This is a genomic window from Streptomyces sp. NPDC088707, assembly GCF_044752725.1.
Taxonomy (GTDB): domain Bacteria; phylum Actinomycetota; class Actinomycetes; order Streptomycetales; family Streptomycetaceae; genus Streptomyces.
This window is the reverse complement of record NZ_JBIVLV010000008.1, coordinates 338,549-356,919: the sequence shown is the minus strand read 5'-3', so window position 1 is coordinate 356,919 and position 18,371 is coordinate 338,549. Positions and strand designations below refer to the sequence as shown.

Genomic DNA, 18,371 nt, shown 5'->3' with positions numbered 1-18,371 from the left:
TTCCGGTCCCCTCACTGATCACCTCGGTAATGCTGGGGAAATCTAGGGGACTGTTCCGCTCCATGGAACCCCTGTCCGCATAACGGATGGGACTACGTCAGCTGCGGTCGTGGGAGCGGTCCCTCGGCGTGGCGCTCAGAGCCAGCCCTCCTTCGCGGCCCGCACCCCCGCCTCGAACCGGCTGCGCGCGCCCAGCCGGTTCATCAGCTCCGAGCTCATCCGGCGCACGGTCCGCAGCGAGATCCCGAGCCGCCTGGCGGCGATGTCGTCCGTGCAGCCGATGCCGAGCAGCATGAGCAACTCCCGCTCCTGCGGGGAGAGATCGTGCTCGTCGCGGCGCGGGCTCTCGCCGAACGGGGTGCCCGCCTCCCACAACCGGTCGAAGAGCACCACGAGCGCGTGCACCAGACCGGGGCTGCGGACCTCCAGGGCGCCGGCGCGGCCGTCCTCCGGGTCGACGGGGACGAGCGCGGCCTCCCGGTCGACGATCACCATGAGCATCGGCACCACGGGCACGGTCCGCGCCTCGCCGCCGAGGTCGCAGTACCAGCGCACGTATTCGACGGTCGGCGGGTCGTTGCGGAAGCTCTCCTGGTAGATCGACCGGATCTTCACGCCGCGTTCCAGGGCGAGTTGGTCGAGCGGCTGGCTCGCGTCCATGGTGTCGGGGAGCTGCGCGCCGCCCGGGAGCAGCGAGAGGCACTCGGTGCGGGCGTTCGCGGCCAGGTCCTCCAGGCGTTCCCGGACGTTGTCGAGGCCGGTGATGCGGTCCACCAGGTCGTGCCGGACGCCGGGTTCGGAGTGGTCCGCGTACGAGGCGAGGATGCCGGCCACGGCCCGCCCCGCCCGCTCGACCTGGCGTTTCCGCTTGCTCAGCTCGGCCTCGGCGCGGGAGAGCAGGAAGGAGAAGCCGACATCCGGGTTGAAGGTCTCGACCTCGCCCGAGGAGTCGTCCATCAGCACGAGCTTGAGGTCCGCGAGACAGGCGAGCGCCTCGCGGACCTCGGACTCGGGGCGGCCCAGATGGGCCGCCATCTCCGTCACGTCGAACTCGGGCCGCTCCAGGAGCAAACGGTAGACGGCCTCCGTCGACTCCTTTATGCCGAGCGCCTCCAACATCCCCTGACTCCCCCTCGTCACGTTCCGTACCGCGACCGCCCCGCAATCGTGATCGCGGTCGTCGATGCTAAGTGGGAGGAGCCCTCTAGGTCTAGACCAATTGGAATGAACTCCGGTATGTGGGACGCGCGGGGGACACGGGCGGGGTGCGGTGCCGGCCGGCCAGCGCGTCGGACAGCACCGCCATCGCGAACCCCGAGACGAGCATGGCCAGTTCGACCTGCGGGCCGATCCCGACCGCGAGCACCGCGAGCGCGCCCGCCCCGGCCGCCACGGGCCCCGCCCACGAGGGCCCGCCCGCCGCCGATGCCACCGAGCGGTCGAGTGACACGCAGAAGGCGAAGGCGCCGACGACGAGGGGGACCCAGCCGGTGACCGCCCCGGTGCCGGCCGGACCCCACTGCCACAGGACGGTGAGCGCACCCGCCGAGGCGGCGGAGGCGAGGAGGGCACCGGACACGGCGCGGGTCGCCGTGCCCGCCGAGGTGAGGGCGGCGAGAGCGAGGAAGGCGGCGAGGGCGGCCGCCGGGACCGCGTAGGGCAGGAGCCGGTAGACGCCGTCCACGAGATCGCGGTCGACCACGCCCGAGCCGCCGACCTGCGTGGCGGGCGCCCCGCCCGAAAGCGCCGACCGCAGGGCCGTCACCGTCGCCGCGCCCGCCGCCGTCATCGGTTCCTCCTCCGGTACGACCACGACCACGGCCGAACCGTCGCGGCGCCACTCGGCCGCGGCCGGTGCCGCCGCGAGCCGCACCCCCGGGACCCGGGCCGCACGCGCCGCCACGGCCTCCGCGTCCGCGCCCGAGGGGACCAGCACCTCCAGCGGGTTCAGGGCGCCCGACGGCACCCCGGCCGCCGTGAGCCGGTCGAGACCGTCGCGGGCCGGGCCGGCGGCCACCAGGGCGTGCGCCTCCGGATTGCCCACCCGGAGCTGCGTGGCCGCGCCGGCGAGCAGCACGAGGAGGGCGAGACCGACCGCCGCCGGGACCGAGCGGGGCCACCGCCCGGCGCGCAAGGGCGCCGTACGCGCCGTGCGTGGCGTACGTGCGGCCCGAGTCGTCCCTGGCGCCCGCGACGTCCGCGTCGCCGGGGTCGCCCGCTTCGTCCGCGTCGTCGGCGTCCTCCGCGTCGTCCGCGTCGCCGCCGAGCGGAGCACCGGTGCCAGGGTCAGGGTCGCCGCCGTGCCCACCGCCGCCACCGCAAGACCCGCGACCCCGACCGAGCGGAGGAACGCCGCCGGGAAGAGCGCGAGGACCGCGCAGGCCGCCGCCCCCGCCGCACCGGCCGCCACCGCGGACCGGGCGGCGGTCTCCGGCGGCTGCGCCCAGCGGTGCACCGCGAGCACCAGAGCCGTGACCGGCACTAGGTAGACCACGATGAAGCTGATCTCGGTGAACGCGGCCACCGCCTCCACCAGGACCAGCGCCCCCACCGAGGTCACCCCGGCGAGCAGCAGCGGTGCCAGGACCCCGAGCGGCGAGCGGAACGCCAGGACCAGCAGCACGAGCAGCCCGAGCGCACACCCCGCCTTCATGGCGAGGATCGCAGGGCCCGGCCCCGCCACCGCGCTGTCGTGCTGGAGCGGGAGCACGCCCGTCACCTCGACCCGGGCCGCCGGCAGCGCCGACCGCAGCCCCGCACGCAGGGTGCCCGCCGCCGCCTCGACGGCCGCGAGCCCCGCGAGGTCCGGCTTTCCGGCAGCCGGGTACACCAGCGCGTACACCGTGCGGCCGTCCGCGCCGAGGAACCCCTCGTCGCCCGTCCCCGCGAACGAGACCGTCCGCGCGCCCGGGCCCGCCGCCCGCCGGACGGCGTCCGCGAACCGCCCGGCCGTCTCAGCCGTCCGTACGTCGGTGGCCGCCGGCCAGCTCGCGACCGCGACCAGCGGGGCGACGGCCGCCCCGTTCCCGTACCGCTCCTGGATCGCCTGGTTCGCGCGGTGACCCGGCCCGCCGGAGGCGGTGAACGACTGGTCCAGGCGGCCGAGCCCGGCCACCGCCGCCGCGCCGCCGAGCAGCAGCACCAGCAGCCACGCCACGCCGAAGGACACCCGGTGTCGGAGCACGAGATCCCCTGTCCTTACGGCCTGTTCAGTCGACATCGTCGAGCCGCTTCCTCAGCTCGTCGTCCAGGCGGAGCCCCACCGCGCCCAGGGTCTCGTCCAGCTGCGCCGTCGAACTCGCCCCGATCACCGGGAGTACGGGCAGCTCACCGCCCAACGCCCAGGCCAGGACCACCTGGTTGGCGGTCACGCCCAGCTCCGCCGCGACCTCCGCCAGCACCTTGAGGCGCCGCTCCGAACCCTCGTGCCGGTACTGCTCCGGCACCTCCTTGCCCGCGTCGGTGTACGCCCCCGTCAGCTGGGTCGTGTACGCCGTGAACGTCAGCTCCGGACGGGTCCCCAGATAGTCGAGCAGCTCCTCCGAGGCGTGCGGGTTCACCCCGAACTCCGCGCCGGGACGCGGCCGCAGATAGGTGTACCGCTGCTGCACGGCCGCGTAGTCCGGCACCCCGGCGGCCACCGCCGCGCCCCGCGACTCCTCGATCCGCCAGGCCGCGAAGTTCGAGCAGCCGGCCCGGCCGATCTTCCCCGTGTCCTCCAGCTCGCCGAAGGCGCCCATGGTCTCGGCGACCGGCGTCCGCCGGTCGTCGATGTGCGCGTAGTAGAGATCGATCCGGTCCGTGCCCAGGTTCCGCAGGCTCTCCTCCACCTGCCGGCGCAGCACCGGGGCCGAGAGCCCCTCCGCGCACTCGGGCCAGGCCGAACCGGGGGGGTCCGGCAGCGCGCCGACCTTGGTGGCCAGCACCATCTCGTCCCGGACGCCCCGGCTGCGCAGCCAGCGGCCGATCAGCAGCTCGCTCTCGGCGCCGGTCGCGCCCGGCTCCCAGAAGGCGTAGGTGTTGGCGGTGTCGATGAAGGTGCCGCCGGCCTCGTGGAAGCGGTCGAGGACGGCGAAGGCGGCGGCCTCGTCGATCCGGGTGCCGAACGGCAGGGTGCCCAGGCACAGGGTGCTCACACGGGGGCCCTCGGGGCCGCCCAGGTGGGTGTACTCCATCGGTTCTTCCCTCTCTCTCATCTGTGGGGGGTGGTGACGGTCAGCTCCTGGACCAGGTGGTCCGAGAGGCCCTCCGCGGCGCGGAAGCGGTACGAGCCGACCCGGGCGCCGCCGCCGGTGAACGCCCAGTCGATCCGCCACAGCCGCAGCCGCGAGCGGGCGTTCCAGCTGGCCGGGAGGACCGAACGGCAGGCACCGATCGCGTCGCGCAGCGAGCGCGGCAGCCGGCGGATGTCGCCGATGGCGGCGCTCGTGTTGAAGTCCCCGGTCACCAGGACCGGGTGCGGGTTGCCCCGAAGGTCTGCGACGAGCGCCGCGTACTCCCGGTCGCGGGCGGCGGCCCGGCGCCGCATGTCCCGGAGGAAGGCGGGCCGCAGCGGGTTCATCACCGTGAGCTGCACCGGGATGTGCACGTTGTACGTCGACAGGACACCCTCCCCGACCCGCAGGTCCACCCGGAGCGAGCAGGCGCCGACCGGCACCGGCGGCCCGGCGGGCGGGAACCGCGACAGCGTCACGGAGTTGTTGTCGACGGCCAGGTGGTGCTCGGGGAACGCGGCCCGGATCCGCTCCTCGTCGTCGATGTCCCAGACCTCGCCGCCCTCGAAGCCGTTCAGGTACTCCTGGAGGACGTAGACGTCCGCCGAGAGGGAGCGCAGGAAGGCGTAGAAGCGCTCGGGGTCGCCGCCCTGGTTCCAGTGCTGAGTGTTCCAGGAGACGAGCCGCAGCCCCTCCGCGCTCTCCGAACGACGGCTCAGCGCCCGCAGGTTGACGCCGCTCTGCGTCCAGCCCGCGAGCAGGCAGCCCGCGGCGAGCGCCCCCGCCGCCCGCCCGCCGGTGACCGCGGCGGCCGCGAGCAGGGCGAGCGGGACGGCGGCGAAGGCGAGCGGCGGCAGCAGGGAGACCGCGAGCCAGGGCCACCAGCGCCCGGCCAGCGCGAGGTGCAGGGCGAGGAACACCGCCCAGACCAGGGCGCAGCACAGCAGCACGTCGGTCACCCGTTCCCCGGCAGGGACACCCACAGGTCCTGCACCGCGTGGTCGGAGAGCTTCTCGGGCTCGTTGAACTCGTAACGCTCGGCCTTCGCCCCGTTGCCCGTGAACGCCCAGTCGGTCCGCCAGAAGGGCTTCCAGCCGCCCTCCTCCCAGCTCGTCGGGTACGGGTCAGTGCTCACGTCCGCCGCGTCGTCGAGGCGGTCCCGCAGCGGGTCGAGGTCCGACATCGCCGCCGTCGCGTTGAAGTCACCGGCCACCACGACCGGGTTGCGGTTGGCCGCGAGATCGGCCTCCAGGCCCGCGTACTGCGCCCGGCGCGGGGTGAACCGTTCCCGCATGTGGCGGTAGAACGCGGCGGACAGCAGCCCGTCCGGCATGCTGTTCCACACCGGCATGTGCACGTTGTAGAACGACACCGTCCGGCCCCTGACCCGCACGTCCGTCCGCAGCACCTTGTTCTCCCGGTACTGCGCCTGCCAGTCCGCGCCCGGCGGCAGGTCGCCGGCCGGGCCCACGGCCGGCTGCCGCAGGATCGGGAAGCGGGAGAGCGTCACCAGCTCGCCCCGGACCGCGACCTCGTAGCCGGGGAACTCCCGGCGCAGCCGCGCCAGGTCGTCGACGGGCAGCCTGCCCTTACGGTCGGCGGTCACGTGCTGGTACTCGTGCAGCAGATAGACGTCCGCGTCCTTCGCCTTCAGGAAGGCGTAGAAGTGGTCCTGGGTGCCGAGGAGCTGGTTCCACGAGTTGGTGTTCCAGGCGAAGACCCGCACGGAGTCCGGCCCGGGCCCCGGCTCCGACCGCCACAGCGCCGCCGGGTCGAAGCCCGACTGCCCGAAGCCCACGACCAGGGCCAGCGCGGCGGCCGCGAGGCTCCGCCACCGTGCGGCGCCCCGGGCGAGCGGGGCGAGCACGGCGAGCAGCAGCGGGACCAGGGCGAAGGCGGCCGGCGGGACGATGCCCACCAGATGCCCGAGCCAGATCCGGCCGTCCGCCGCCCACTCGACGAGGAGGAGGACGAGCCAGGCGAGGGCCGCGCCGAGGACGAGCCGGTTCAGACGCCGCCGGGCCGGAGCGACCCGTACGGCCGCCCCCGGCCCGCCCGCCGGGGCCTTCGTCGGCGCGAGCGTGTCAGCCACGGGAGGCCCCCGCGGCCGCCCCTGCCGACGCCGCCGGGAGGTCCGGCCGGGGCTGCGGGTCGTACAGGTGCCGGAACCGCTTCGAGCACAGCCACTGCACGCCCGCGACCCCGATCGCCGCGAACACCGTCAGGTTCACCAGGAAGTTGACGGCCACGAAGTACCCGAGGAACAGCCGCCCCCGATGCCGCCGGACCTCCCGGTACATGTCCAGATCGCCCCACACGCCGAGCACGAACAGGGCGAGCGGCAGCAGCGCCCACACCGCTCCCCACAGCGCCGGCGCGGCGAGCGCGGCCACCGTCAGGGGCGCGGCGAGGCTGGCCCCGGCGCGCGGGCCGGTGACGAAGCCGCCCTGGAGGTGCCGTCGGCCGAGGATGAGCGGGACGGCGAGCCGGGCCCGCGCGAAGACCTTGTCGAGGACGATCCGCACGGTGTCGTCGTGGTCGTGCCGGCCGCGCACCTCCAGCGAGCTGAGCACCGTGTACCGCTCCGAGATGCGGCGCCCGTAGTCCTGGTCCTCGGTGTGCCGCAGGATCGGGTTGAACGGTCCCACCTCGTCGAAGACCCGCCTGGGGATCGCCAGGATCGCGGTGTGGACGGTGTCGATGACCCCCTCGGACCTCAGCAGCAGGTAGTACTGCTGGAGCGAGCGGTACTCCTCGATCAGGCTGTCGCGGATGAGCGGCTCCGGCTCGTAGGTGCCGCAGATCGCCCCGTACCCCTGTCCGGAGCCGAGCAGTTCGACGGACTTGGCGACGGCGTCGGGGTGCATGGCGACGTCGGAGTCGAGGAAGACCAGGATCTCGCCCGAGGACAGTTCGGCGCCGAGGTTGCGGGCGACCGCGACCCCGCTGTTCACCCCGGTGGAGACCACCCGGGCGCCGGCCGCGGCGGCGATCGCGGCCGAGTCGTCGGTGGAGCAGTCGTCGACGACGAGGACCTCGACGTTCGGGTACGTCTGCGCGAGGGCGGCCTCGACGCACAGGCCGATCGAGCGGCCGTAGTTGTAGTTGGGGACGATGACGGAGACCAGCGGAACGGACATGATCGGGTTCTCCTAGAAAAGGACCTTGGCGAGGGAGAGGGCTCCCTGCCGCCACGGTTCGACACTGGTGACGCCCTCGCCCTTCTTCGCGGGGCGGGTGCCGGCGGGGAGCGCGGCGGTGGTCAGCCGCTGCTCGCGCCACCAGGCGAAGGTGCGCAGGATCGCGTCCCGGTTGGAGTGCTTCGGCCGGAAGCCGAGGACGTCCCGGGCCTTGTCGGTGGAGACGAAGCTGTCGTCGAGGAGCTTGTGCAGCAGGCGTCCGTAGACCGGGGAGAGCCCGGAGCGCTGGAGCAGGCTGAGCGCGGCGAGCGCCGGCTTCGCGGGCATGGACCGGACCCGCTTGCCGTGCCCGGCGGCGTCCAGGACGGCCTGGAAGTCCTCGCGGATCGTGCCGAACGAGGTCGCGCCCAGGTTGAACGTGTCGTCGGCCGTCGCGGCCGGCGCGTCCATCGCGGTCACGACCGCGTCGACGAGGTCGTCCACGTCGAACATCTGGATGCGGACGTCGCCCCGGCCCAGGACCGGGAAGTTCCGGCCCTCCTCGGCCCACTCGAAGAGCATCGCGAACAGCCCCATCCGGCCCGGCCCGAGGAAGGTCTTGGGCCGCAGGATCGGTACGCACATCTCCCGGCCGCGGAACCGCTCGGCGACCTCCTCCGCCTCCGCCTTGGCGGCGCTGTACGTGTCGACGGGCTCGCGCGGGTACTCCTCCGGCGTGGGCACCACCTTCGGCAGGCCGTACACGGCGGTCGAGGAGATGTGCACGACCCGGGGCACGGCGTTCGCCTCGGCGGCCGTCAGGACCGCCTCGGTCCCGCCGACGATCACCGAGCGGATCATGTCGGCCGGGTAGCTGGGCAGGGCGGCGGCGCAGTGCACCACCACGTCCGCGTCCGCCGTGACCCGCTTCATCGTCACCGCGTCCCGGACGTCCGAGACGGTGTGCGTCAGGTTCTCGTGCTCCGTGCGCGGGCCCCGCAGGTCCACGCAGTGCACCTGGCGGCCGTCGCCGAGCAGCCGGTCGATCAGGGTCGAACCGAGCATGCCGGCACCGCCGGTCACCACAATGCGCTCTACCACAGCGACGACACCTTCTCCTTGACGAAACGGGTGAGCAGACGGGGCAGACCCTGGGCGAGGGTCTTGTCGAGGCAGTCCAGGAAGAACTCGACCTCGTGCGGCTCGGCGACCAGCGAGGGGGCGACCATCAGCGGGTTCTCGCCGTTGAGCGTGTAGTACGTGTAGATGCCGTGGTCCCGGTAGAGGGCGTTGACCACCGACGAGGTGATGAGCTTGGTGCGGAAGCGCGGGTCCTTCGTCATCGCGCCGGGCACCAGCTTCGTGACCAGCTCCAGGATCTTCGGCCCCTTGTGCAGGAACACCCCGTGGAGCGCGCCGTGGCCGCGGACCTCGGCCACCACGTCCGGGTACTCCTTGGCGATCCGCGCGAGACCGGGGGCGAGGATGCGCTCGATGTCCCGGGCGCGCGCCGGATAGTCGTCCTCGACGGCCACGTTGACGGCCTCGATGGCGGTGACCGCCTCCTCGCCGAAGCCGTAGTAGGTGGTGGACGTCGACTGGAGGAGGGCGTCCGTGAGGTTGTCGTAGGCCTTGCGGAAGACCGGCTCGCGGGCCACGAAGGCGGAGATGGAGGACTTGCCCCCGCCGAAGGACTTCGAGGTGGTGAGGATGTCCGGGACCAGACCCTCGTACCGCATGAAGTGGAAGAGGGTGCCCGTCTTGCCCCACCCGGTGTAGATCTCGTCGAAGAGCAGCACGATGTTCTCGGCCGTGCACAACTCCCGCAGACCGCGCAGGAAATCCTCCGAGCACTCGTTCATCGTCGACGCCGACAGCGGCTCGATGAGGATCGCGTACACGTCCGACTCGCCCTGGTCGGTGCGGAGTTCGGCGACGAGCTTCCGGACCGAGTCCAGGTCCCCGTACCGGAAGATCCCCACGCCGGGGATGCCGGGGAACTGGAACCCGGACTGGTTCTGGCCGGTCAGGCTGCCCGAGCCGAGCAGCTTGCCGTGGAAGGAGATGTCGGCCCGCAGCACCCGGGAGCGGCGGCCGCCGTGGTACTTGTACGCCAGCTTGACCGCGCCCTCGACCGCCTCCGCACCGGAGTTGGGGAAGAACGACATGTCGAGGTCGCCGGGCAGCAGCTCCGCGAGGTTGTGGCCCAGGGCCGCGACGTAAGGCGAGAAGTAGGTCTTGTGGACCTCCATGCTCTTCCGCTCCTGGAAGCGCTGCCGGGCGGCGAGGATCCGGGGGTGGTTGTGGCCGTGGTTGAGGACGCCGACGCCACCGGTGAAGTCGAGCACGCGGCGGCCGTCGCGCTGGGTGATCCAGACGCCCTCGGCGCTCTCGACGAGCTCCTGGCCGAAGCCGAAGGAGGTCATCAGGGAGACCTGGCTCTTGTTGACGTGGTCCTTGTACAGGCCGTGGACCTGCTTCGTCGTCAGCGACTCGCAGTCGTCGACGGAGTACAGCGGGGGCATGGTCAGTCCTTCGCGGGGATCGGATGGGTGGGGGGAGCGGAACGACGGGGGAGGGTCAGGAGGAGGGCGGCGCCTCCGACGAGGACCTCGCTGAGGGTGCAGACCACCCGGCTGGCGACGGCGACGGCGGTCGCCTCCTGCCAGGGCAGTACGGCGGTCAGTGCCAGGAGCAGCAGGGCCTCCCGGGCACCCCAGCCGTCCGGCAGCACCACCACGAGGCTTGCGGCGGCGGTGGCCAGGGCGAAGCCGCCCACGCAGACCGGCAGCGCGGTCAGCGGCGGGGCGCCGAGCATCACGGCGAGGGCCCACAGGTGCAGCCCGCCGACCGCCCAGGAGGCGGTGGCCGAGGCGAGGGCCCGCCGCATGCCCCGGTCGCTCGCCCGCGTGGCGGGCGCCGGCCGGCGGGCGAGCCGGGCGGCGAACGCCGCCAGGCGGTGCAACAGCCCGGGCCGTACCGCCCAGGCGACGGTGACCGCGCCCGGCAGGACCAGCCACCAGGCCTCGGCGCCGATCGTCCAGGGAGCGGCGATCGGGCCGACGGCGAGGCCGGTGAGGACGGCCACGATCAGGTTCAACAGGAAGACGGCGAGCACGACCGGCGCGGGCACCCCCGCCGCACCGCCCATCCGCAGCTGGGCGAGGACGCCCCAGACGGCCCCCGGCACGTACTTGCCGAGGTACGAGGTGAAGTAGATGCGGGTCGCGGTACTGCCAGGCACCCCGGGGCCCAGGTCGGCGAGGAGGGTCCGCCAGGTGGCCATGGAGAGGAGGACGGCGAGGGCGTTGGCGGCCAGGGCCGCGAGGAGGTATGGCACGGAGTCGGGGCGCAGGACGAGGGCGGCGAGCTCGCCGGCCCGGCCGTACAGCGCGAAGCCGATGCCGGTGACGACGGCGACCGGGAAGAGGACGGGGAGAGCGCGGCGGAGGCGGCCGCGCGGGCGCTCGGGCTCGGTGTCGGGCCCCGTGAGCGGTGGGGCGTCAGGTGCGGTGGTGGTCATGCCCGGCCTCAGGACCCGAGGTGGCTCAGCGGCCACGCGCCGGCCAGCAGCGCCGACCAGAGCAGCGCGTTGGAGACGGTCATCCGGTCGCTGAACAGCGCCCGCGAGGGATTGCCGCCACCCGCGTCGACCACGAGCAGCTGCAGGTAGCGGGCCAGGCCGAAGAGCGCGAACGGGGCCGTGACCACCGCGACCAGCGGTCCGTGCGGGCCGAAGACCGGGCTGCCCTGCACCTGCAGGACGTAGCTGACCGCCGTGAGCACCGCGGTGAAGGCGAGCAGCTGGTCGAGGAAGCCGAGGGTGTAGCCGCGCAGCGCGGGCCGGTGCAGCACCCCGCCGACCGCCATCTCGTGGCGTCGCTTGCCCAGGATCAGCAGCAGGCAGAGGGAGAAGACACAGAGGGTGAGCCAGCTCGGCACGGGGTTGCCCGAGGCCAGGCAGCCCTGGGCGAGCCGCAGCACGAAGCCGAGGGCGACGATGAAGACGTCGAGCAGCGGGACGTGCTTGAGCCCCTTGCTGTACGCGGCGTTCAGGACCACGTACGCGGCGACCGGCCACCAGTCGAGGAGCGAGGCCGTCCCGGTGAACACCGTGAGACCGACGGTCGCCGCGAGGAGGAAGGCGAGGGCGGCGGCGAAGGAGACGGCGGTCGCGACGCCGATCCGGCCGGCGGCGATCGGCCGGTGCCGCTTCTCCGGGTGGCGGCGGTCCCTGTCCCGGTCCCCGAGGTCGTTGACCAGGTAGATCAGAGCGGACGCGAGGGTGAAGACACCGATCGCGGCGAGGGCTCCGCCGAGCGCGGCACCGTCGAGGTGGGGCGCGCCGAGCAGACCGAGGGGGACGACGACCAGGTTCTTCGTCCACTGGTGGGGCCGGACGAGGGAGGCGAGGTCGGCGAGCCGACTGGGAGGGCGGGAGGCCGGCGGGCGGGCCGTCGGCGCCTCTCGGCCGGTGAGCGTGGGCGTGGCCATGAACGGACTCCTGGGGGGAGGGGCGTACGGGGAGGGGCGGCGGTCATCCGGTGAAGGGGGAGGCGGTGGTGGCGGCGGTGGCGGCGGCGGTGGTGGCCGTGGCGGTGGCTTCGGGGCGGTCCGCCGGGAGGGCCTTTCCGCGGCGGCGCACGCTGGGCCCGAAGTCCGGCTCGGTGAGCCAGCGGACGGCGCCCCGGGCCGCGCCGAGCACGATCGCCTGGTGCAGCACGAAGTGGACGGCGGTGAAGTAGAGGAGGAAGCCGGGACCGCGGGTCCGCAGCGCGAACCTGCTCAGGCCCGGATCGGCGCAGGCGAAGACCAGCGCGCACAGGGCGGGGACGAGCAGCAGCCACGGGGTGAGCAGACCGAGGAGGAGCGTGGGGAGGGTGAGCGCGGCGGCGAGGACACCGAGCGGCCGGTTGGCGGTGAGACCGCCCTCCCGCAACTGCCCGAGCGCCGCGATGAGCAGCTGTGAACGCCGGTACTGCTCCCGGAGCATCGCCCCGAGCCGGTCGACGTCGTCGTGCCGGCCGCGGATCGCCTCCGTCATCACGATCCGGTGGGTGCGGACGAGCCGGCCGCTGTACTCGACGTCCTCCGAGTCCCGGAGGTTCTCGTCGAAGGGCCCGGTGGCCTGGAAGACCTCCTTGCGGATCGCGCCGAGGGCGAAGAACGCGGTGCGGACCTCGCCGACGGCGCGGCGGCGCCAGAAGTGGGCGTGCAGGGCGTGGTAGCGCTCCACGGGCCCGTCGTCGAAGAGCGGTTCGGGGTCGAGCACTCCGTGGACACAGCCGAGACCGGGATCGTCTCGGAGCAGGTCGGCGGCGTTGGCGAGGGCCTCCGGGTGGAGGGCGGTGTCCGAGTCGAGGAAGAACAGGATCTCGCCGCGGGCGGCGGCGGCCCCGAGGTTCCGGGCGGCGGACACCCCGCTGTTGTGGGGGTTGGCGATCAGGACGACGTCGAACTCCCGGGCGATGTCCCGGGACCTGTCGGTGCTGGCGTCGTCGACGACGATGACGTCGAGCGGGGCGTGGGTCTGGGCGAAGACCGAGGTCAGACAGGCGTGGAGGGTCTTCTCGTAGTTGTAGTTGGGGATGACGACGGACACGCTGGGACGAGCCCTGGACATGGGGGTTCCTCGGGAGGGCGGTCGGGGGATGGCGGCGTGTGGGGGGCTTCAGAGCAGCCGGAAGTCCGCGATGCGGTGGTGGGAGAGCTCGGGGGAGTGGCCGAGGAGGCGCCGGCAGAGCAGCAGCGCGTGGCCGACGGCTTCGATCTCGTCGGGGCCCCGGATGTAGAGGGCCAGGCGGATCGTCCGGTCGAGAACCAGCGCCCGTGCGGACTCGAAACGGTCCTGCGGACGGGCGACGCGGTGCAGCGTCTCGACGAGGAGTGCGGCGGACGGGGCCGGTGGGGGGTCGGTGTCCGGGGCGGGGTCGTCGTCCGATGCCCTCATCGAGATGCCGACGAGGTAGATGACGATCAGCCCCAGGAGAAGCCGTCGTCGCTGTCGTTCGTCTGAGCGGTGGCGGTGGCGGTGGCGGTGGTCGCGGTGGTGGTGGTGGCGGTCGCGGCCGGTACGCCGTCGGCGACCGCCGGAGCTCCCGCGGACGCCGGCTCCGTCGCCGCGAGGACGAGGGTCAGCGCGGCCGCGGCGGGGACGAGCAGGGCGAGGGCGGGCCGGACCTGAACACGGGCGAAAGCGGCGAAACGGGCGCTGCTGGGCATGGTGGTACTGCCTTCCTTGCGGTGCGGACGAGGAATGTCGGGGCGGGTCTCCCGGCGCCGCTCCCGGGCTCTTCCGGGCGGCTCCGACAGGTCCAAGACTGGCCCGCCGGGGGGCGCCCTGTCACCGGAGAACGGCTGGCGCCAAGTGCGTGGCCGTTAGGAGCCAGCCCGTGCGCACGGCCGCCGCACGCCGCTGATCTGGGGGTTTCCGGGAGGCGTCACGTTCCTGCCAGGCGGAAGGTGCCGGGCGGCCGTCATCTCCTCGTACGGCCCCGGAATCCCTTCGTACGCCCCCGGAATCTCCTCGTACGGCCCCGGAATCCCTTCGTACGGGCCTCGGAATCCCTTCGTGCGGCCCCGGAAACGCCGGACGGCCGCACCCCGGTGGGGTGCGGCCGTCCGTGCGTGCGGAGGTGGCGTCGTCGCTCAGCCGTTGGGGCGCTTGAGGCGCGCCACGAACTTGTACCGGTCGCCGCGGTAGACCGACCGCACCCACTCGACCGGCTCGCCCTCGGCGTCCAGCGAGTGCCGGGAGAGCATCAGCATCGGCAGGCCCACGTCCGTACCGAGCAGGCCGGCCTCGCGCGGGGTGGCGAGGGAGGTCTCGATGGTCTCCTCGGCCTCCGCGAGGTGCACGTCGTACACCTCGGCGAGGGCGGTGTACAAGGAGGTGTACTTCACAAGCGAACGACGCAGCGCGGGGAAGCGCTTTGCGGAGAGATGGGTGGTTTCGATCGCCATCGGCTCGCCGCTCGCGAGGCGCAGTCGCTCGATGCGGAGCACCCGTCCGCCGGCCGAGATGTCGAGCAGCCCGGCGAGGGTGTCGTCGGCGGTGACATAGCCGATGTCGAGGAGCTGCGAGGTGGGCTCCAGGCCCTGGGCGCGCATGTCCTCGGTGTACGAGGTGAGTTGCAGCGCCTGGGAGACCTTGGGCTTGGCCACGAAGGTGCCCTTGCCCTGGATGCGCTCCAGGCGGCCCTCGACGACCAGCTCCTGGAGGGCCTGGCGCACCGTGGTGCGCGAGGTGTCGAACTCGGCGGCGAGTGTGCGCTCCGGGGGGACCGGCGTGCCGGGCGGCAGGGTCTCCGTCATGTCGAGCAAATGCCGCTTCAGTCGGTAGTACTTGGGCACGCGCGCGGTACGGGTGGGTGTCCCGCCCTCCGACTCCGTGCTGCCCGCGTCCGTGGCCATTGCCTGCCTTCCCGACTCCTGTGCTGCTGCCGTCACCGGCTCCTCCGTCTGTCGCGGCTCACATGGTGGCACGGACCGGTCACGGGTCGTCGCCCTCCCTCAGGTGTCGGTCCGATAACGGACGCGACTGCCCTTCTTATACACCCTTGACACCCCTAAAGGTCTAGGCCAAGCTCCGGGTACTGGTCTAAACCATTAAAGACCAGGTCCCAGCCCCACGAGCACTACCTGACGTATGTCTTCGCGCGGTGGGCAGGGGTTGCAGGCATCCCTGAGGAGGGTGGCGTGAAGCGCAAGCTCATCGCGGCGATCGGCGTCGCAGGCATGATGGTCTCTATCGCTGCGTGTGGTTCCGACAGTGACAAGGGTAAGGACGGCGCCAAGGCGTCGGCCGGGGGCGACAAGACCCTGACCGTCTGGGTCATGGACGGTTCCGCGCCGGACGCGTGGATGGCCGAGGTGAACAAGGCCTTCGAGGCCAAGCACCCGGGCGTCAAGGTCAAGGTCGAGAAGCAGATCTGGAACGGCATCCAGGAGAAGGTCACCACCGCGCTCTCCGAGGACACCCCGCCGGACGTTCTGGAGCTCGGCAACACGCAGACCGCGGGCTACGCCGTGACCGGCGGCCTCGCCGACCTGTCCGGCGACAAGGCCACGCTGGGCTACGACGCCTGGAACAAGGGCATGGTCGCCTCCAACGAGCTGGACGGCAAGCTCTACTCGGCCCCGTGGTACGCCGCCAACCGCGTCGTCGTCTACGACAAGGCCGCCTTCAAGAAGGCCGGCGTCACCCCGCCCAAGACCCGCGCCGAGTGGATCGACGGTCTGAAGAAGCTCAAGGCGTCCGACCCGAAGTCGCAGGCGATCTACCTGCCGGGTCAGTCCTGGTACGTCCTCGCCGGCCTCATCTGGGACGAGGGCAGCGACCTCGCGGTCAAGGACGGCGACAAGTGGAAGGGCAACCTGTCCTCCCCCGAGGCCGCCAACGCCGTGAACTTCTACAAGGAGCTGGCGTCCTACTCCACCGCTCCGAAGGACAAGGACGAGGCGACCCCGCAGCAGTCCACCGACATCGTCCCCAAGGGCGGCGTGGCGTCCTGGATCGGTCTCGGCTGGGAGGCCGGCGGCGCGATCGACGCCATGAAGAAGGCCGGCAAGACCGCCGACTTCGGTTACTTCCCGATCCCGGGCAAGACGGCCGACAAGCCGGGCTCCGTCTTCCTCGGCGGCTCGAACCTCGCCATCGCCGAGCGCTCCCAGAACAAGGACCTCGCCAAGGAGTGGCTGGCGCTCGCCGCCGGCAAGGACTTCATGACGAAGTACGCCGCCGCCACCGAGGGCGCGCTGCTTCCGAACACCGACGCCGCGCAGTTCAAGCCGGCCGCCGGCTCCTTCGCCGAGGCCATGGCCGCCTCCTCCGCCTCCGGCAAGGTCACCCCGGTGACCCCGGGCTGGGCGAACGTCGAGACCGCCCCGAACCCGATCAAGGACTTCATGACGAAGGTCCTGAAGGGTGAGGACCCCAAGACCGCCGGCGAGGCGGCCGACAAGGTCATCAACGAGCGCATCAACCAGCAGTAATCAGCAGCACCAGCAGTAATCCGTAGCCCGGTGGTGCGGCCGGTCACGCACCGGCCGCACCATCGGCGCTTCACGAGTGATCAGCGGCCCGCTCCCCCGGGCCGCGCCCCGGTGGGCGCGGGAGCCCCAGAACCGCGAGGAATAAGACCATGACCGTGGACTCCCAGGGGACGGCGACCGCCGATCCTCAGGACGCGCCCGGGAGGGCGGCAGGGAAGTCTCAGACTCCGCCACCCCCTTCGGGCCCGAAGGAAGTCCTTAAGCCTTCGCGCGGCAGACGTTCCCTGCCCAGCGGGTGGCTGCCGTACCTGCTCGTCGCGCCTGCCCTGCTGTCCATGGCGGTGCTGCTGCTCTACCCGCTGATCCGCAATGTGATCCTCTCCTTCCAGGAGCTCAACCGGAAGGAGTTCATCACCCGCGAGACCGTCTGGACCGGCTTCGACAACTACACCGAGCTCCTCGGCGACCCGGACTTCTGGACCGTCGTCGTCCGAAGCGTCGTCTTCACGGCCGTCAACGTCGCGCTCATCATGGCGATCGGCACGGGCATAGGCCTGCTGCTCAACCGCCTGGGCAAGAAGATGCGCCTGGTCCTCTCGCTGGCCCTGATGTTCGCCTGGGCCATGCCGATCGTCGCCTCCGTCACGGTCTTCCGCTGGCTCTTCGACGAGCAGTTCGGTGTCGTGAACTGGCTGATGCGCACCCTGGGCTTCGACGGCTACGAGCAGCACAACTGGTTCGAGACCGGGTTCTCCACCCTCGTCATCATCATGATCCTGCTGGTCTGGGGCTCCATCCCGTTCGTCGCCCTCAACATGTACGCCGCCCTGACCACCATCGGGTCCGAGCTGTACGAGGCCGCGAAGATGGACGGCGCCAGCGGCTGGCGCACCTTCTGGGCCGTGGTCTTCCCGAACCTGAAGTCCTTCTTCATGATCACCACGTTCCTGGAGATCATCTGGATCTTCAAGGCGTTCGCCCAGGTCTACGCCATGAACCAGGGCGGCCCCGACCGAGGCTCCGAGACGCTCCCCGTCTTCGCCTACATCGAGGGCGTCGGCCAGTTCCACTACGGTGTCGCCGCCGCCATCTCCATCCTGACGATCGTGATGCTCATCGCGGTCATGTCCTTCTACTTCCGCCTGATCCTGAAGCAGGAGGAGGAGCTGTGAGCGCCACCACCGAGACTCCGCAGAAGCTGCGCACCAGGAGGCCGCTCACGGTCGGCGTGGTCGCCAAGAACCTCACCGCCCTCGTCCTCGCGGTCGTGTTCGTCTTCCCCGTGTACTGGATGTTCTCGTCCTCGCTGAAGCCGCAGCACGAGATCATGACGAAGGACCCCGTCTTCGTCTTCACACCGACGTTCGAGAACTACTCGACCGCCACCGGGGTCGACCTGTTCTGGACGTACGTCACCAACAGCCTCATGGTGACCATCGGCGCCGTGCTGCTCGCCCTGCTCGTCGCGCTGGCCGCGAGCTTCGCGATCGCCCGCATGAGGTTCCGGGGCCGCAAGGGCATCGTCCTCATCGTGATGATGGCGCAGATGGCCCCCTGGGAGGTCATGGTCATCGCGATGTACATGATCTCCCGTGAGAACGACATGCTGAACAGCATTCCGATGCTCACGCTCGTCTACTTCGTCATGGTCCTCCCCTTCACGATCTGGACCCTCCGCGGCTTCATCGCCGCCGTCCCGGTCGAGCTGGAGGAGGCCGCGCAGATCGACGGCTGCACCCGTGGCCAGGCGTTCCGCAAGGTGATCTTCCCGCTGCTCGCCCCCGGCCTGATGTCGACCTCGCTCTTCGGCTTCATCACGGCCTGGAACGAGTTCGCCATGATCCTCATGCTGAACAAGGACAAGGAGTCGCAGACGCTGACGCTCTGGCTGACCCAGTTCCAGACCGCGTTCGGCAGCGACTGGGGCGCCACCATGGCCGCCTCGACGCTCTTCGCACTTCCCGTGCTCGTCGTCTTCCTCTTCCTCCAGCGCAAGGCCGTCGGCGGCATGACCGCCGGCGCGGTGAAGGGATAAGGGCTCCCC

The 18,371-nt window shown here is 71.8% G+C and carries 17 protein-coding genes; 3 read left to right on the top strand and 14 right to left on the bottom strand.

The window, feature by feature from the left end:
- Window positions 1-135: 135 nt before the first annotated feature.
- From ACIP84_RS25155 to ACIP84_RS25090, 14 genes are all read right to left on the bottom strand, one after another.
- Window positions 136-1,119 (bottom strand): LuxR C-terminal-related transcriptional regulator, encoded by a 984-nt coding sequence (locus ACIP84_RS25155; RefSeq protein ID WP_401800452.1) that lies wholly within the window; start codon window positions 1,117-1,119, stop codon window positions 136-138.
- 91 nt (window positions 1,120-1,210) lie between these two features.
- A complete protein-coding gene (locus tag ACIP84_RS25150) occupies window positions 1,211-3,184 on the bottom strand; it encodes an MMPL family transporter (RefSeq protein WP_401800449.1) in 1,974 nt (657 codons plus the stop codon).
- 25 nt (window positions 3,185-3,209) lie between these two features.
- Window positions 3,210-4,175, bottom strand: coding sequence for an aldo/keto reductase (locus tag ACIP84_RS25145; protein WP_355962531.1), 966 nt, complete (start codon window positions 4,173-4,175; stop codon window positions 3,210-3,212).
- A gap of 17 nt (window positions 4,176-4,192) precedes the next feature.
- Complete coding sequence (locus ACIP84_RS25140) at window positions 4,193-5,173, bottom strand: endonuclease/exonuclease/phosphatase family protein (RefSeq protein WP_401800446.1); 981 nt, start codon at window positions 5,171-5,173, stop codon at window positions 4,193-4,195.
- Complete coding sequence (locus ACIP84_RS25135) at window positions 5,170-6,306, bottom strand: endonuclease/exonuclease/phosphatase family protein (protein WP_355962535.1); 1,137 nt, start codon at window positions 6,304-6,306, stop codon at window positions 5,170-5,172. The genes ACIP84_RS25140 and ACIP84_RS25135 overlap by 4 nt, the downstream gene beginning before the upstream one ends.
- Window positions 6,299-7,354, bottom strand: a complete 1,056-nt coding sequence (locus tag ACIP84_RS25130) for a glycosyltransferase family 2 protein (RefSeq protein WP_401800444.1) — start codon at window positions 7,352-7,354, stop codon at window positions 6,299-6,301. The genes ACIP84_RS25135 and ACIP84_RS25130 overlap by 8 nt, the downstream gene beginning before the upstream one ends.
- Window positions 7,355-7,366: 12 nt before the next feature.
- On the bottom strand, window positions 7,367-8,434 hold the full coding sequence (locus tag ACIP84_RS25125; RefSeq protein WP_401800441.1) for an NAD-dependent epimerase/dehydratase family protein: 1,068 nt from the start codon (window positions 8,432-8,434) through the stop codon (window positions 7,367-7,369).
- Complete coding sequence (locus ACIP84_RS25120) at window positions 8,428-9,858, bottom strand: aspartate aminotransferase family protein (protein WP_401800438.1); 1,431 nt, start codon at window positions 9,856-9,858, stop codon at window positions 8,428-8,430. Before ACIP84_RS25120 ends, ACIP84_RS25125 begins: the two co-directional genes overlap by 7 nt.
- Window positions 9,859-9,860: 2 nt before the next feature.
- Window positions 9,861-10,856 (bottom strand): lysylphosphatidylglycerol synthase domain-containing protein, encoded by a 996-nt coding sequence (locus tag ACIP84_RS25115; protein WP_401800435.1) that lies wholly within the window; start codon window positions 10,854-10,856, stop codon window positions 9,861-9,863.
- Window positions 10,857-10,864: 8 nt separating this feature from the next.
- Window positions 10,865-11,827: a UbiA prenyltransferase family protein gene (locus ACIP84_RS25110; protein ID WP_355962547.1), complete on the bottom strand. Its 963-nt coding sequence runs from the start codon at window positions 11,825-11,827 to the stop codon at window positions 10,865-10,867.
- A gap of 43 nt (window positions 11,828-11,870) precedes the next feature.
- Window positions 11,871-12,956, bottom strand: a complete 1,086-nt coding sequence (locus tag ACIP84_RS25105) for a glycosyltransferase family 2 protein (protein ID WP_401800432.1) — start codon at window positions 12,954-12,956, stop codon at window positions 11,871-11,873.
- Window positions 12,957-13,004: 48 nt separating this feature from the next.
- Window positions 13,005-13,283, bottom strand: coding sequence for a hypothetical protein (locus ACIP84_RS25100; RefSeq protein WP_030320857.1), 279 nt, complete (start codon window positions 13,281-13,283; stop codon window positions 13,005-13,007).
- A gap of 26 nt (window positions 13,284-13,309) precedes the next feature.
- Window positions 13,310-13,555 carry a hypothetical protein gene (locus ACIP84_RS25095; protein ID WP_401800430.1) on the bottom strand — a complete coding sequence of 82 codons (246 nt, stop codon included), beginning with the start codon at window positions 13,553-13,555 and terminating at the stop codon, window positions 13,310-13,312.
- A 426-nt stretch (window positions 13,556-13,981) separates the two neighbouring features.
- Window positions 13,982-14,746: a GntR family transcriptional regulator gene (locus ACIP84_RS25090; protein WP_030320859.1), complete on the bottom strand. Its 765-nt coding sequence runs from the start codon at window positions 14,744-14,746 to the stop codon at window positions 13,982-13,984.
- 285 nt (window positions 14,747-15,031) lie between these two features.
- Here ACIP84_RS25090 and ACIP84_RS25085 point away from each other — a divergent pair, with 285 nt between their 5' ends.
- The 3 genes from ACIP84_RS25085 (at window position 15,032) to ACIP84_RS25075 (ending at window position 18,362) form a co-directional block, all read left to right on the top strand.
- Window positions 15,032-16,327: an extracellular solute-binding protein gene (locus tag ACIP84_RS25085; protein ID WP_361406154.1), complete on the top strand. Its 1,296-nt coding sequence runs from the start codon at window positions 15,032-15,034 to the stop codon at window positions 16,325-16,327.
- Window positions 16,328-16,476: 149 nt separating this feature from the next.
- Entirely contained in the window at window positions 16,477-17,499 is a 1,023-nt protein-coding gene (locus ACIP84_RS25080) for a carbohydrate ABC transporter permease (RefSeq protein ID WP_073912238.1), read from the top strand.
- Window positions 17,496-18,362: a carbohydrate ABC transporter permease gene (locus ACIP84_RS25075; protein ID WP_401800426.1), complete on the top strand. Its 867-nt coding sequence runs from the start codon at window positions 17,496-17,498 to the stop codon at window positions 18,360-18,362. Before ACIP84_RS25080 ends, ACIP84_RS25075 begins: the two co-directional genes overlap by 4 nt.
- Window positions 18,363-18,371: the final 9 nt, after the last annotated feature.

Bases quoted from the DNA above. Each gene is read 5' to 3' on its own strand.
- ACIP84_RS25155 (WP_401800452.1), bottom strand. From the start codon at position 1,119: ATGTTGGAGGCGCTCGGCATAAAGGAGTCGACGGAGGCCGTCTACCGT.
- ACIP84_RS25145 (WP_355962531.1), bottom strand. From the start codon at position 4,175: ATGGAGTACACCCACCTGGGCGGCCCCGAGGGCCCCCGTGTGAGCACC.
- ACIP84_RS25130 (WP_401800444.1), bottom strand. From the start codon at position 7,354: ATGTCCGTTCCGCTGGTCTCCGTCATCGTCCCCAACTACAACTACGGC.
- ACIP84_RS25120 (WP_401800438.1), bottom strand. From the start codon at position 9,858: ATGCCCCCGCTGTACTCCGTCGACGACTGCGAGTCGCTGACGACGAAG.
- ACIP84_RS25115 (WP_401800435.1), bottom strand. From the start codon at position 10,856: ATGACCACCACCGCACCTGACGCCCCACCGCTCACGGGGCCCGACACC.
- ACIP84_RS25110 (WP_355962547.1), bottom strand. From the start codon at position 11,827: ATGGCCACGCCCACGCTCACCGGCCGAGAGGCGCCGACGGCCCGCCCG.
- ACIP84_RS25105 (WP_401800432.1), bottom strand. From the start codon at position 12,956: ATGTCCAGGGCTCGTCCCAGCGTGTCCGTCGTCATCCCCAACTACAAC.
- ACIP84_RS25100 (WP_030320857.1), bottom strand. From the start codon at position 13,283: ATGAGGGCATCGGACGACGACCCCGCCCCGGACACCGACCCCCCACCG.
- ACIP84_RS25095 (WP_401800430.1), bottom strand. From the start codon at position 13,555: ATGCCCAGCAGCGCCCGTTTCGCCGCTTTCGCCCGTGTTCAGGTCCGG.
- ACIP84_RS25090 (WP_030320859.1), bottom strand. From the start codon at position 14,746: ATGGCCACGGACGCGGGCAGCACGGAGTCGGAGGGCGGGACACCCACC.
- ACIP84_RS25080 (WP_073912238.1), top strand. From the start codon at position 16,477: ATGACCGTGGACTCCCAGGGGACGGCGACCGCCGATCCTCAGGACGCG.